Below are 14,556 nucleotides of genomic sequence, written 5' to 3'. Positions count from 1 at the left end.
ATATAATGAAGATACAATTTAATCACTTAAAGGAGTTGGACTTCATGATGGGATTTGCAGGTTGTCAAAATGGCTTTGGCGGCATGGGCTTTATGGGCGGTGGCTTTTTATTTTATGGCATTGTCCTATTACTCATCATTTTAGCCATTGTTTATTTCACAAAAAATAATCATAAGCAAAATAGTGCTTTAGAAGTTTTAAATCAAGAATATGCTAAAGGAAATGTTTCCGATGATGATTACCAAAAGAGAAAAGATAATTTGAATAGTTAACACCCTACGGCTAATTAAATTTCAAGAAATTTCTGAATCTCCCCCCTGTAATGTTAAGATGAACAAATACAGAGGGGGGATTTTTTATGGTTTGGTTATGGACACACTTAATCACCTGGCTAGTTATGGCCGTAATGATTCTTTTGGCATTATTTACAAATTCACATACAAAAATTTACGAAATGATTACCCGTGTTGGTTATATTGTTATTATCGCAACGGGTATTAAACTAGGACTACATGCATGGTCAGTTGAACCAACTTTACTGATTGTTAAAGTTATTGTCGCTCTAATATTCATCGGTTTAGTTGAAATTGCTTTTGCGCGCAAAGATCAAAAAACTATCAATTCTAGCTTAATTTGGGCAGTAATCATCTTTTGTATCGTTACAGCCTTACTGGGCTTTGCATTAGCTGGCTGGTATCCATTAAAGTAAAGGTTCCAGCAATCTGATGTAACCTAACTAATTCGATAAAAAAGTACTATATGGTTTGAGATTTAACATAATCAAAGGGCTAGATATTTTTTCTGAATGTATACAAAAAAATATCTAGCCCTTTTTATATTCGCTTCTATAACCAAAGTTGAGAAAAAAAACCAATCGAATTACTGCTCTTTCTACTTTTTCCACAAGAAATTAATTAACAGCTTATCAACTTGTTTGTTTTCATGTAGCTTGCTATGTTGCGCCATCTTTCCCTTAATCTTCTTCTCTTTATACGACTTGGCTCGTCCAGATACTAAATACTTCAAAGACTGCGATGATGCATTGCTAACTCGAGTATCTGAATGACTACCGTCACCGACATCCCCAAAGATGTTTAAAACCTGTGTATTAGTTGGATAAACTTTCCGTAACTTCATTAATTTTTCATAAGACTTGTTCATTTTGTCTGGCTTACCATTTTTAGCCAATTTGAGACGATTAGCTTTATCATCCATACCTAAAATCCCATCAAAATGCCCGGCAATATCAACCACTTTATTAACTTTGGGTTGTCCTTTTTTACCAGCATAATTCATGATGTAATAATTAATCGCCATATTTCCCATTGAGTGACCGACAAAATTAACCTGCTTGAAATGATAATCTTCCTGCAATTCTTTGATAACATCTTTGACCCATTTACCAGCAGTTACATAATTAGTCATTTTATTATTATCAAAATTAACTTCTACAATCGGATTCCTAGCTTTTTTAGGAATGGCGCCAATCAATTTAACGTAACCATTTGGACTAACATTGACACGGATCACTTTTTTAGTAACCCCAGCACTCTTAGCCGCATCAGTCATCTGCGTTTCAGCTTCATAACTACTGCCATAACCATGGAAAAATAATGTAGGTGTAGAACTTTGAACATACTGCTCCTTTTTAACAGCCTGCGTATGCCTGCTAAAACCGAAAAAACTAATCAATAAAATTAAGACAAGAACAATCGAAAGAACCACATTTCTCTTCTTCATTATCTTCCTCCCACTATCATTACGTGCAGTGCTAGTTAAATATTCCGCCTCCAAGAGCAAGAGATTTTGGTCGCTATGGGGACCGATTCGAGCCAAAGAACGGTCTCGAATCTCGATTTTGAACCTCGCAAAAATCGCGAGTTTCAAAAGTCGTCCCGTGGTGTAGGCGCTAAAGCGCCAACGCCACCTGCACAGCGACCAAAATCTCCTGCTCTTTCCGGCTAGTTTATCATTTGTTTTCAAATCAATAATGAACAATTTTCAGTATTATTATGTCACCGATGACTAAAGTTATGGGGTATGGGGTTATATTTGGATTTTAAAAGCAATTTTAACCCCATAGTAAAAATCAACCAGCACCCATGCATATCATCATTATTATATATGGTATTTCAGTAATAACCTAACGTTAGGGTTCCCAATTTCTGAGCTTGAAAATACTCTTATCAACACCAATACATTAGCCTGCGGGCAGGTTTGACAATTACCAGCAGTGAAGTTTTTGTTGGTGCTTTAGCACTTACAAAAAGGACGTATTTTGAGATTTGCGATTTGTGCAAAGCTCAAAATCGAGACTGGAGACCTTGGCTCCAGTCGGCCCCACAGCAGGTAATTGTCAAACGTGCCCGCAGGCGGCCCCTCAAAAAAATAAAATTACTGTTGACACTTTATAACTCCTTAATTATGATGAAGCTAATGAATTTAATTTTTCTTTAATTTATTAAATTAAATTTAACAAAGGAGATATAAATTATGGCAAAAGCAGATGCATCAAAACTTGATTGGAACAATTTAGGCTTCAACTACATGGACTTACCTTATCGTTTTATAGCCCATTGGAAAGACGGTGAATGGCAAGATGCTGGATTAACTGAAGACAGCACTTTACATATCAGTGAAGCATCCCCTGTCTTACATTACGGACAAGCAGCTTTTGAAGGTATGAAAGCTTATCGTACACCGGACAATCATATTCAATTATTCCGTCCTGACCGCAACGCTAAACGTATGAAAGACTCTTGTGAAAGACTGCTAATGCCTGTCTTTCCTGAAGATAAATTTGTTGAAGCTGTTAAATCAGTTGTAAAGGCAAATGCTGATTTTGTGCCTCCATATGGAACTGGCGCAACCTTGTATCTCCGTCCCTTAATCATTGGTACAGGTGAACAAATTGGTGTTCATGCTGCTCCTGAATATATTTTCACAGTCTTCGCTATGCCAGTTGGTAACTACTTCAAAGGTGGTTTGACTCCAGTTAACTTCACCACTTCTCAATACGACCGTGCTGCCCATAAAGGTACTGGTCAAAGTAAAGTCGGTGGTAATTACGCTGCTAGTCTTTACCCTGGTGCCCAAGCTCACGACAACGGCTTTGCAGACTGTGTTTACCTAGATCCAATTGAACATAAGAAGATTGAAGAAGTTGGTTCAGCTAACTTCTTTGGTATTACTAAAGACAATGTTTTCGTAACGCCAAAATCACCTTCAATTTTACCAAGTATTACTAAGTACTCCCTACTTTGGCTAGCTAAGAATCGCTTAGGACTCGGAGCTGAAGAAGGCGATGTCTACATTGACCAACTAGACCGTTTTAAAGAAGCCGGAGCCTGTGGTACAGCCGCTGTTATTTCACCTATTGGTGGACTAGAACATAACGGCAAACTTCACGTCTTCTATAGTGAAACTGAAGTTGGACCTGTTACTAAGAAATTGTATGATACTCTAACAGGAATTCAATTTGGAACTGTTGAAGCACCTGAAGGTTGGATTCAAGTTGTAGAATAACCGACCAACATTAACGAAAAAAAAAGCGGTAATCCAATGGATTGCTGCTCTTTTTGAGTTTAGTGAAAAAGCTATATTTTGTTTCACATTCATGTTGCATACTTAACTATCACAAACTTTATGTATTAAACACTGTTGGTTAAGTCCCACTCGACTTCTCCAGAATAAGTACCTGCTAGAGTACTAGAGTTTACATCAAGCAAAACTCCTTCGTCTGGTTCCCAACTGCCACCAATGTCAGTTGTCTTGATTTTACTATCGTCAGTATTATTTTGAATGAAGGTTTGTTGACGCATATCGTTAACATCATCATCAGGTGAAACGTAAATCAAGCTTCCATCCAAAGGAACGTCACCACCGAGCTGATCGGTAGTCATTTGTCCAGCTTTAGCAGTTAAAGTCCATTTGCTCATGACACTCTTAACTTGTAGTTTCCAAGCTCCATCACGACCAATTACTCGTGGACTAGCGCTAGCATTGATATCTTTAAATTTATAATCAGTGCTTTCGATCATAGCTGTCTTTTCCATGACATCAACTTTGTAATCAAGTTCTTCTGATTTACGTCCATATGGGTCTGTAAAGTAAACTGATACCGTATATGGATTATTGGCATCATCATCAATCCCATTGGCAGTTGAATCAATCGTAAAGTCTTGACTTAATGTTGCTACAGATTCATCTCCACTATAACTATTAATAGTCTTGTGACCATTTGCATCGACATACCACGTCAATTTGCTTGGTGTAAATTGATAGTTATTGCCATAATTTACATTAGCAGTCATATTGATAGGATCACCTTGAACAATACTAAATTCATCCTGTTTAGTAGTTAAGCTTGGCGTAATGTCAGGTACATTGACCGTAACTTCTGTAGGTTTCGACTTATGTCCTTCTTCATCAACTACAGTAATTGAAACAATATTCTTTCCGACTTTTAGACCTGTATTGCCAGTATAATCATCTAACGAAACTGAAGGATCTTTCTTATAGGCGTAAGGGTCCAGTGTAAGAGAATATTTACCATCGTTAGCTTGACTATCAGAAACTTCAGACTGCGTAGTACCATCGGCCGTTGTAATCGTATAAGCGATAACTGAGCTTCCACCTTCACCAGCCGTTGAAGTTCCATCAGCATGTTCATACGTTCCTTTTAAAGTTAGTGGTTCATTATTATCCACTGTAATTGAACTATCTTCTGGTGTTACGGTGACTGTTTGATTCGTAACTAGAACATCGTAGTACAGCTTATTAGAAGCTAGCGTATCAACTCCGCCATTCGCCATTGGATAATTATTGTCAATTACTTGAACTTCAATTGTGTATTCACCAACATCTAATTGACCAGCGCCTGTTCCTGTTTCGAGATCATAAATCGTAAATTTACTTCCCGCTGAAGTATCCTGACTTCTAATAATCGGACCTCCATCAATTCTATAATTAATATACATATCATTTTTATTGACAGTTTCAGGGTTCTTAAAACTAATATCACCAGTTAAATTGAATTTATTACCTAAATTAACTTTAATTTTATCGGTCATATCAGTCGTTATTTGAAGTTCATTACCTGGTTTAACAATGTCAAATGAATCTGTATGAACATCACTAACGAAATTGTTTCCTTCAAAGTGGGCTGAACTAGCTGGTACATTCATAGAAGTACTACTACTCCCCTCTGGAAAATCTTTAGCAGTTACATTCAATGCAATTCGAGCCGATTCCCAGTTTTTACCACTGTGACCTAAATCATCAAGACCACATGTAACTTCTTTACCACTTATTTTGTCTGAACCAATTGATGCTGATTCTGTTGTAACTTTCCCATCCGCATCTGGAAAACTACGATAATAAATTTTCCCAATACTACCATCAGCATCCGGTGCAATAGCTACATTATCGGGTAAATCGATTTTTGCATTAACTCCACTCATCGCAGTTTCACCACTTAGAAAATGCATCATATAATTAAAAGTCAACTCATCTCCTGGATGTGCGGTTTTAGAAGTAGTCAAGTTAGAATCTTGATCATCAAATAAATTAACATTTTGATTAGCTTCAGCATTATCTGAGGAGCGATTACCAATTCTAGTATTGTTAGTTTTATTAACGACATAAGCATTGTCTTCAGCATCGACTAATGAAGGCATTGACTCAAAGATAACCGCATCAGTAATATCAGATGAAGCTCCGGTTGATGCAGTAAATCCATATCTTAATTTTTTTGATCCCTTCAAATCAAATGTACTTAGACTAATATTTGCCGTCCCTTTAACCAAAGGACTCTTGGCTGTACCAAAATATGTCTTATCGTCATACTTATAATTAATTTGGGCATTTTCACCATCTGCATCAGGAACATACTCAATAGTTACATGTTTCCATGCATCTTGATAAGAATTATAATGCGACTTACTAAATGAAAAATCGACCGCATTACCATTAGTTAATAGATCTGAACCTAAGTTATGTACCATGGCATAATAAGTCGAACCAAGCAATCCACCACTAACTTTTTTATAGGTTGTGGCTTTGGCAGGGAGCGCCCAAGCAATATGTCCTTGACCACCAAAATAATCCTTCCCATTGTATGGCAAACTATCAAAGCCATTTCCAGGTTCTTTACCACTGTTTATATCTGTATCAAATTCAAGTGCAAAGCTATTTTGAATTGCTTGGTCTTGAATAGGGGTCTTTCCAGTATCCGTATCTGATCCCCAGACTCCGAGTGTTTCGCCCTTATTAATAATTGATCCATGCTTTGAAATGGCCTCGGCACCCCTACTATCATTTTGAAGTACAAAAGCCATTCCATCAGGAATACCTACTGTAGAAATAATATTTCCGAAATATACCCACATGGATATTGTCTGTTTTTTAGTAACATCCAAGTAATTCGTGTCATTATTACTCCAAATAGCTCCAGTCTGATTCTTCCCAGTGGTCATTCTAACAATATCAACGCCATTGGAATTCATTACATAGGCTGTATTACCCGCAAAGGTTCCTGTAGTGAAATAACCATCCAATTTAATCCCAGGATTGGGACTAGCTAAAACACTTTTGTCCACATAAGTTTCCGCTTTAACTACTTTAGATGTTGCTTGAAATATTCCAAAAAAGGCTATAACAACAAACATACAAAACAAAATTCCTCTAATGATTCTCTTTACATTCATCGAATATCGCTCCTTCCCAGAGTGTTCTTCTTATATATGTATAAATTTCCCTGTATATACATATTATGCAACATATCATGGTGATATGTGTACTAATTTAGGTAAATTTTTTTATTCTATTATAAAATTTTTAATTTATGCCATTTGGCATGTTTTTTGCATAAAAAAAGAAACCTAATCGGGGAAGATTAGATTTCTTTTTTAGTTATATTGTTGGGAAAATTATCGTTGCGTGGTACGCACCTGTCGAAGGGGATCCCGGTTACAGTACCGCAACAAAATCAATGAGGTAGTAGGATCCTATGACAATGTCCTCAACGCCCTAGCAACAATAGATTAGACAAGAACAGCGAGCCGCTACTCCTAGCTATCGTTTACTAGAACTCATTACCATTGAATCTTACAAAGACATTGTAACTGCTGTGATTAGTAAATATATATCTTTATACATAAAACTTTTTATCAAAAAATGGAATATTTTTTTAGATAATTAATGGTATATTTTTTATTCAACTTTTCTAGGAATTATATATAATAACGTATACTTGATGTTTGTTAAATATGCCGCCTCCAGGAACAAGAAAAATTAGGTCGCTGTGGGGACCGGTCTGAGCCAAGGTCTCAGGCCTCGACTTTGAACCTCGCAAAGTACGCGAGTTTCAAAGATCGTCCCGTGGTGTAATGGCTGAAGCCATAACACCACCTCCACAGCGACCTAATTTTTTCTTGTTCCTTCCGGCTAGTTTATTCCTGCTTTTATAAATAATCGAACGACCTTATGTGCTACTATTTAAGTTTTATCTACAATTTATAATTCATATTTCTTCCTATATGAATAAGACTATTTCTTGAGTTTGATAATGGATGCATTCAAAGAGCGCGATAAAGTATGTTCAACTTTCAACAACTTGCATTACACATAGCAAAATAGTTTCTTATTCCCCCTTTACTCATATTAACTTAAGTACTCCAATAATCAGTGCTTTACCATAATAACCATGATAAGATATTACAGAATGAATAATAGAAAGAGGGATTTTTAAATGAAAATTTATTTTGCCAACGGTTTATTTGCACTAGCCGACAGAATGTTTAACGAGGTTGTGGTTGATAAAATTAGAAAGATGGACAGCAGCATTGAGGTCTATCTTCCCCAAGAAAATGGTGATATCAACGATAAAATGAATTACGCTGACTCAATCAAAATTGCTCAAGAAGACAACAAAGAACTTCTTTCTTCAGATTTAGTCGTTGCAATTCTTGATGGCGACACAATGGATGATGGTGTTGCTTCAGAAATTGGTGTGGCCTTTGGGAAGGACATCCCCGTTATCGGAGTATACACTGACCTTCGTCAACACGGTTTTGAAAACCCTGAAAAGCTTGAAGCTGTAAAGGGTATCGGTGAAAATCCTTTTGCCTATATTAATAATTACACAATTGGTTTGATCAAAATGAATGGTATCATGGTCAACAATATCGACGACATGTTGTCTGCAATTAAAAAATATACTGAAAAATAATTTGTGCTTTTTGACAAAATTGTATTTCAGTTCGATTACGTTGACTTTACAGTTAAGTTATAACTAATTTACAGTTAAGTTATATTCAACATTTTATACTTGAGACGTTATATGATTACTTCCGTTGAGAAAATTACTAAAACAAATAATGTTTTATAAATTCGGGGAATCATCTTATAATGAAGATCAAAAATTTCGTAGCATCATTTTTAACAGTCACATCACTTGCACTCGTTGGTGTAAGCATGAACACACAAGCTGTAGATGCTGCAACAGTTTCAATGTCAGATACTAGTAGTGTTATTTATGTCTCAAATGCTAATGGAGCTAGACTTTATACAGATCCAGGTAGCCAAGGTAATATGAAATTAAACGGTATTGGACTTCAAAACAAATCTGCATGGCGTACAAATAGAATTGCCAACGTTGACGGTACTGTATTCTATCAAGTTGCTAATAACGCTTGGGTAGCCGCAGCCGATGTTTCAAACGACGCTCCTGCTATTGCTGTTAACAAAGATATGTACGTTAAAGCTAATGGTGGTGTTAACCTTTACGATGCTCCAAATGGTAGCTTCAATGGTTACTCAGTTTCTGGTGGCAACATGGTTCATGTCTACCAAAGTCAAACTGACGCTAACGGTACTACTTGGTATGATGTCGGTATGAGTCGCTGGATCAAAGGTGATTACCTTTCAAACGATAACGTCAAACAAACACTTACAATGAACGCCACAGCATATGATCCTGCCGTTTTAGGTTCAAGTATGGGTTACAGTGGTGTTGCCGCTAACCTATCAAAATTCCCTAAGGGAACACATTTAAGAATCACTGCCGGTAATGGTAAAGTTTATGACCGTGTTGTTAATGATACTGGAGCATTTGCTTACAGCAATCCTAACCAATTAGATATCGCTATGCCTAACTCAGAGGCATTACAATTTGGACGTCAAAACGTTACAGTTCAAGTTATTGGATAATTAATAAAAGTTAAGCTGTTGAATCTTTTAAAGATTCAGCGGCTTTTTTGTTTGTTTGCCGCCTCCGGGAGAGGAAAAGACTTATCTGCTATGGGACCGTCTGGAGCCAAGGTCTCCAGACTCGGTTTTAAGCCTTGCACAACCCGCAAGTCTTAAAACACGTCCATGGAGTAAGGGCTGAAGCCCTAACTCCATCTTCACAGCGGATAAGTCTTTTTCTCTCCCTCCGGCTAATTATTGGACTGTTCTTTCATTATTTTTATCTAAATCCAATGCACTTTAAACCTCTCGCTTTTTATAGCAACACCATAAAGAACTTCTAAAAGCTTGATAGTTACAAAATAGCGTCATAAATATGATGTTCTGACTATCTAAAACATAAACCAATTAACTACTGTTTCAAATCCTCAAAATCATTTTAAAACCAACGAATAAACTAGCCGGAAGAAGCAAGAAAAATTAGGTCGCTGTGAAGGTGGCGTTATGGCTTTAGCCATTACACCACGGGACGAGCTTTGAAACTCGCGTACTTTGCGAGATTCAAAGTCGAGGCCTGAGACCTTGGCTCAGGCCGGTTCCCACAGCGACCTAATTTTTTCTTGCTCCTGGAGGCAACAGCATATTTAAAACAAAAAAAAGAGCCCTCATTCTCTGAGGACTCCTAGTTCGATATGAGTGGTAAGATGAAATTTACTGCAGTTTCATCAACGTTAAATGAATCTAAACTTTAAATGAATCTTACTACTGGAAAACATATCTTACTAATAAATATGTATTACTTTGTTCAACTAATGGATCCTAGCGCAGCATGTATTGAGTTTGCGCGACTACTTTTTAGGTCGATCTTATGTTAACTTTTGGCACTAGTTCCAAAAATGTCGTTGAACTGTACAAACTCTAACTATCTTTTGTTTCTTACTGATTCTACCATTCTCTAAAACGATAAAACTTTCTTAATCAAACTATCTTTAGGGCTACAGTTCCTGACATTTCATCTTTACCACATCTATAATATAGCATCTTTCGAAAACGTTTACAATAATTTTGTATTTACTTTAATAATAGCTTAAAACATTTAACCTACCGCCCCATTTTACAGATTGCATCTCTTTTTACTGACCACATAAACAAAAAATAACTTCAGTAAGTATGCAATTTCACAATTACAATTAAATTTAATTCAAAGAATACCCTAGTCTTCGGGCGGGGAAAATAATGTCAGCCGTGATAGTGGTGTTAGAGCTTTAGCTCTTACTCCACGGACGTATTTTGAAATTCGCGTACTTTGCGAAGTTCAAAATCGAGCCTGGAGACCTTGGCTCCAGGCGGTCCCACAGCAGACATTATTTTTCCCGCCCGAAGACGGAATTTATAGAAAGACACTAAAAAAGGACTCTCACCTTTGGAGAGTCCCTAGTTAGATATAAGTGGTAAGATGAAATTTACTGCAGTTTCATCAACGTTAAATGAATCTTACTACTTGAAACATATCTTACTATATGAATATGTATTATTTGTTCAACTAAAGGATCCTAGTGAATTATGTAGTGAGTTTTGTGCGACTAACATTAATTAGGTCGATCTTATGTTAACTTTTATCACTAGCTCCTAAAATGCCGTTGAACTGTATAAACCTTAATTTTCCTTTGCTTTCTACTAATCCTACCATCTCCTGGAAACGATAAAACTTTCTTAATCAAAATCTTTTAGGGCTACAGTTCCTGACATTCCATCCTTACCACGCCTATAATATAACATTCTATGTAAGCGATTACAACAACTATTTATTCTTTTTATAAAGTCTTTCGTTCTCCTTGATTTCACTCAAGTAAAATTCAGCATCAACTGCTGTTGGATCAACAATCGTACCATCTTGGTATTCAATTTGATACATCTTTTCGTAATCAGAAATACTCATTTTTTGACGATTATCAATAACTGCTTGTAAAGCTTTTTTATCAATAACCTTTTCAAAACCTGGTTGAATTTCGCCACTGAAGATTTCACCAACAGCTCCCGAACCATAACTGAAGAATAATAGTTTCTCATTGGCTTTAGCAGCATTAACTAGGTACGACAATAATCCTAGATAAAGCGAACCAGTGTAAAGATTACCAACTTCACGACTGAACTTGATACTTTCTTGATAGTTAGCTGTCAATTCAGCATACTTTTCAGGCGAAAGTTTGTCTTCTAAAGTACGCAAGGCTTTAGTTCCCATCTTGGTATATGGAATATGGAATAGCATCGTCTTAAAATCATCCGCTGTTACATCATATTTAGCTTGATATTTATCCCAAAGCGTATTGAAGAAATCAACATAGACTTGATTAGAAAACTTTCCGCGGGCAAACGCTACCTTAGAAAATGTTGGACGCCAGAAATCGCCGACATTACGTGTCATATAAACTGACTTATGATCAAGTTTAACTACTCGTGGGTCTTCCCCAATCAGCATTGCGACTGAACCAGCACCTTGAGTGACTTCACCAGGAGTCTTAATCCCATAGCGAGCAATATCACTGGCAATAACTAGAGCTTTCTTACCGGGATTGAGGCTAACAAAATCATAGGCAGCTTGCAAACCGGCTGTTGCTCCATAACAAGCTTGTTTAATTTCATAAGCACGAATATCTTCTGGTAAATCTAATAGATCCATCAAAAAAGCGGCGGTTGATTTCGATTCATCGATACTACTTTCAGTACCTACAATCATCAACCCGATTGCTTGTTTGTCTTCAGAATTCAAAATACTGTCAGCGGCACTGGCAGCCATTGTCACAGCATCTTGATAAGGTTGTGGAACAGCCTGCTTATCTTGACCGATTCCAATCGTGAACTTATCAGGGTCAACATCACGTGCTTTGGCCAATTCAACAATATCAATATAATCTTTAGGAACGTAAAAACCTATTTTATCAATACCTATATCCATTATTTCTTCCTCAACTCCATTAAAATATTTTCCGCATTTTTCAAAGTATAATCTTTAGTCTGATTTAACTTCTGTGCTACTTGTTCGATTTCTAAGCCTCTTGCTCCAGCTGAAATAGCTAGTGATTTACTTTGTAAGCCCATATGACCGGCTTGAATTCCAGTGGTAACCAATGCTCGTAAAGCTGACAGATTATTTGCCAAACCAACAGAACCGACAACAGACTGTAATTGTTGACTGTTTTGAATTTTCATGATGGCCAGACTTAGTTGTGCCATTGGCAGTGCCTTAATAGCTCCACCAACACTACCTAATTCAATTGGCATTTTCAAAGTTCCAACTAATTTATTATTAGCCAGATGCCATTCAGTAAGTGGTTGATACCGACCAGACTCAAAGGCAAAACTATGTGCAGCAGCCTCTTGAGCACGAAAATCATTACCAGTTGCTAATAAAACGGCATCAATGCCATTCATGATACCTTTATTGTGCGTAATTGCTCGTTTAATCGATTTTTTAGCAAAGGTAGACAACTTCACTATCCGTTGTGCGACATCCTCACCAGACATCGTTTTAGTCGCTAATTGGTCATACTCAACACTAGTTTCAACGGTAATCACTTGACCTTGTCCACTATTAGACAAAATACTGCACAAAACATCCCCAGAAATCATTGTCGAAATCTTTTGAGATGTTTTCTCTAAAATTGTATTGACCATATTGGCGCCCATGGCATCAACTGTATCAATACCTAACTCAATCTCTTCAAAGTTATCATAATGATTAAACTTCAAAGAAACCATTCCACCACCACGTTTAATTAAACTAGGGTGTGCTTGTTGAGCAAATTCAAAAATTTCAGAATCATTTTGTTCCAATTGGGCAACGTCTGACTCTGTTATATTTTCTAAAACGATTTGTCCATAAACGATTCTAGGCGTTGGATATGTTTTGAAGCCACCACTATTCTTAATTCTTTTAGCAGCATTTGAAGCGGCTGCGATGACTGATGGTTCTTCAATCACCATTGGTACTAAATAATTTTGGCCGTCAATTAAAAAATCGGTCGCAAAACCATATGGCAAACTAAAACTGCCGATTTGATTTTCACTAAGACTATCAGCTAAATCGGTTGAAATTGTTTGACGACTACGTAATAACTCGGCTTGGTTCTGATTTATATAACCGCCATCAAGCAATAGTTTAATTCGTTGTTCATCGGTCATTTCATAGATTTTCATAGTAGTTTGACACCCATTGCCATACCCATACCACCACCAATACATAGCGATGCAAGGCCAGTAGTTTTACCTTCCTGTTGCATTGAGTTAATCAAAGTAGCAATCATTCTAGCACCTGTGGCACCAAGTGGATGTCCCAAAGCAATTGCTCCACCATAAATATTTAATTTATCAGCAGGTAACTCGAGATCACGGCTAACCGCAACTGCTTGGGCAGCGAAGGCTTCATTGACCTCAAATAAATCAAAGTCTTCAACTGATGTCTTATAACGGTCAAAGTACTTCTTAATAGCATAATAAGGTGCATAGCCCATATAATTAGGATCAATTCCGATTTCAGTGTAGCCAGTAATTTCAGCAACATACTTGAGTCCTAATTCCTTAGCACGACTCTCACGCATTAAAATAACCGCGGCGGCGCCATCATTAATTGGTGATGAATTACCAGCAGTAACTGTCCCCTTTTTGTCAAAAACAGTCCGTAATTGTCCCATTTGTTCTAAAGTCGTACTTGGACGAATTGATTGGTCAGTCGTAACTTTTTCACCGTTAACCTCAATTGGAATGATTTCCTGAGCCAACTTAGTTGCTGCATTATGTGCTTTTTGATGTGAATCAAAAGCAAACTTGTCTTGTTGTTCACGTGTAACATGATATTTCTTGGCAACATTTTCAGCCGTGATACCCATTGGTAAATGATTGAACGCGTCATTTAAACCATCATTGAACAAAGTATCTGACAGTTTAGGGCTAACTTCCATCTTGCCAGTTCTTGGGGCATAAAATGGTGCATTCGACATACTCTCAACGCCACCAGCAACAACGATTTCCGCATTGCCCATAGTAATAGCTGAGATGGCCTCATAAACCGCCTTCATCCCGGAACCACACACTTGGTTAACCGTCATAGCGGTTGCATCAACACGGCCACCAGAGTTTAGTTCAATTTGTCGAGCTGTATTTTGTCCCATACCAGTTTGATAAACATTTCCAAAAATAAATTGATCAACCATTTTGGGGTCAATTTTATTTTGATCAAGCAGTTTGGTAACAAGCTGTGTTCCCAACTCCACTGCTGTTAAATCAGCAAATTGACCACGAAACTTGCCGATTGCTGTTCTTTTTGCGTCTATAATTACAATTGGATCCATAAATTTTTTCCCTTCAAAC

11 protein-coding genes are annotated in these 14,556 nt (G+C 37.1%); 6 read left to right on the top strand and 5 right to left on the bottom strand.

Annotation, left to right across the window (positions count from 1 at the left end; all coding sequences use genetic code 11):
• The first annotated feature begins 5 nt into the window (after positions 1-5).
• Both D1B17_RS03035 and D1B17_RS03030 read left to right on the top strand, forming a co-directional pair.
• Positions 6-272: an SHOCT domain-containing protein gene (locus D1B17_RS03035; protein ID WP_137432094.1), complete on the top strand. Its 267-nt coding sequence runs from the start codon at positions 6-8 to the stop codon at positions 270-272.
• 86 nt (positions 273-358) lie between these two features.
• A complete protein-coding gene (locus D1B17_RS03030; protein WP_120143101.1) occupies positions 359-709 on the top strand; it encodes a DUF1516 family protein in 351 nt (116 codons plus the stop codon).
• A 182-nt stretch (positions 710-891) separates the two neighbouring features.
• Here the strand turns inward: D1B17_RS03030 and D1B17_RS03025 are convergent, their stop codons facing one another.
• Positions 892-1,740: an alpha/beta hydrolase gene (locus tag D1B17_RS03025; RefSeq protein WP_120143102.1), complete on the bottom strand. Its 849-nt coding sequence runs from the start codon at positions 1,738-1,740 to the stop codon at positions 892-894.
• A 753-nt stretch (positions 1,741-2,493) separates the two neighbouring features.
• Between D1B17_RS03025 and D1B17_RS03020 the strand changes: the two genes are divergently transcribed.
• Positions 2,494-3,525, top strand: a complete 1,032-nt coding sequence (locus tag D1B17_RS03020; protein ID WP_120143103.1) for a branched-chain amino acid aminotransferase — start codon at positions 2,494-2,496, stop codon at positions 3,523-3,525.
• A gap of 125 nt (positions 3,526-3,650) precedes the next feature.
• Here D1B17_RS03020 and D1B17_RS03015 read toward each other — a convergent pair whose 3' ends face one another.
• A complete protein-coding gene (locus tag D1B17_RS03015; protein ID WP_137432093.1) occupies positions 3,651-6,707 on the bottom strand; it encodes a hypothetical protein in 3,057 nt (1,018 codons plus the stop codon).
• 1,043 nt (positions 6,708-7,750) lie between these two features.
• Between D1B17_RS03015 and D1B17_RS03010 the strand changes: the two genes are divergently transcribed.
• The 3 genes from D1B17_RS03010 to D1B17_RS12530 all read left to right on the top strand — a co-directional run bounded on the left by D1B17_RS03010 (position 7,751) and on the right by D1B17_RS12530 (position 10,786).
• Positions 7,751-8,230 (top strand): nucleoside 2-deoxyribosyltransferase, encoded by a 480-nt coding sequence (locus D1B17_RS03010; protein WP_120143105.1) that lies wholly within the window; start codon positions 7,751-7,753, stop codon positions 8,228-8,230.
• Positions 8,231-8,409: 179 nt separating this feature from the next.
• Positions 8,410-9,210, top strand: a complete 801-nt coding sequence (locus tag D1B17_RS03005) for a hypothetical protein (protein WP_120143106.1) — start codon at positions 8,410-8,412, stop codon at positions 9,208-9,210.
• 1,435 nt (positions 9,211-10,645) lie between these two features.
• Positions 10,646-10,786, top strand: coding sequence for a hypothetical protein (locus tag D1B17_RS12530; RefSeq protein WP_166806606.1), 141 nt, complete (start codon positions 10,646-10,648; stop codon positions 10,784-10,786).
• 204 nt (positions 10,787-10,990) lie between these two features.
• On the opposite strand, the gene D1B17_RS03000 is transcribed toward D1B17_RS12530, so the two are convergent.
• Genes D1B17_RS03000 through D1B17_RS02990 form a run of 3 tightly spaced genes read right to left on the bottom strand, consistent with a single transcriptional unit; the run spans position 10,991 to position 14,537 of the window.
• Entirely contained in the window at positions 10,991-12,145 is a 1,155-nt protein-coding gene (locus D1B17_RS03000; RefSeq protein WP_120143107.1) for a hydroxymethylglutaryl-CoA synthase, read from the bottom strand.
• Entirely contained in the window at positions 12,145-13,386 is a 1,242-nt protein-coding gene (locus tag D1B17_RS02995) for a hydroxymethylglutaryl-CoA reductase, degradative (protein WP_120143108.1), read from the bottom strand. The genes D1B17_RS03000 and D1B17_RS02995 overlap by 1 nt, the downstream gene beginning before the upstream one ends.
• Positions 13,383-14,537 carry a thiolase family protein gene (locus D1B17_RS02990; RefSeq protein WP_120143109.1) on the bottom strand — a complete coding sequence of 385 codons (1,155 nt, stop codon included), beginning with the start codon at positions 14,535-14,537 and terminating at the stop codon, positions 13,383-13,385. The genes D1B17_RS02995 and D1B17_RS02990 overlap by 4 nt, the downstream gene beginning before the upstream one ends.
• Positions 14,538-14,556: the final 19 nt, after the last annotated feature.

Source organism: Companilactobacillus zhachilii, assembly GCF_003606365.2.
Lineage (GTDB): Bacteria > Bacillota > Bacilli > Lactobacillales > Lactobacillaceae > Companilactobacillus > Companilactobacillus zhachilii.
This window is presented reverse-complemented; position numbering and strand designations above follow the sequence as displayed.

Bases quoted from the DNA above. Each gene is read 5' to 3' on its own strand.
- D1B17_RS03035 (WP_137432094.1), top strand. From the start codon at position 6: ATGAAGATACAATTTAATCACTTAAAGGAGTTGGACTTCATGATGGGA.
- D1B17_RS03030 (WP_120143101.1), top strand. From the start codon at position 359: ATGGTTTGGTTATGGACACACTTAATCACCTGGCTAGTTATGGCCGTA.
- D1B17_RS03025 (WP_120143102.1), bottom strand. From the start codon at position 1,740: ATGAAGAAGAGAAATGTGGTTCTTTCGATTGTTCTTGTCTTAATTTTA.
- D1B17_RS03020 (WP_120143103.1), top strand. From the start codon at position 2,494: ATGGCAAAAGCAGATGCATCAAAACTTGATTGGAACAATTTAGGCTTC.
- D1B17_RS03015 (WP_137432093.1), bottom strand. From the start codon at position 6,707: ATGAATGTAAAGAGAATCATTAGAGGAATTTTGTTTTGTATGTTTGTT.
- D1B17_RS03010 (WP_120143105.1), top strand. From the start codon at position 7,751: ATGAAAATTTATTTTGCCAACGGTTTATTTGCACTAGCCGACAGAATG.
- D1B17_RS03005 (WP_120143106.1), top strand. From the start codon at position 8,410: ATGAAGATCAAAAATTTCGTAGCATCATTTTTAACAGTCACATCACTT.
- D1B17_RS12530 (WP_166806606.1), top strand. From the start codon at position 10,646: ATGAAATTTACTGCAGTTTCATCAACGTTAAATGAATCTTACTACTTG.
- D1B17_RS03000 (WP_120143107.1), bottom strand. From the start codon at position 12,145: ATGGATATAGGTATTGATAAAATAGGTTTTTACGTTCCTAAAGATTAT.
- D1B17_RS02995 (WP_120143108.1), bottom strand. From the start codon at position 13,386: ATGAAAATCTATGAAATGACCGATGAACAACGAATTAAACTATTGCTT.
- D1B17_RS02990 (WP_120143109.1), bottom strand. From the start codon at position 14,537: ATGGATCCAATTGTAATTATAGACGCAAAAAGAACAGCAATCGGCAAG.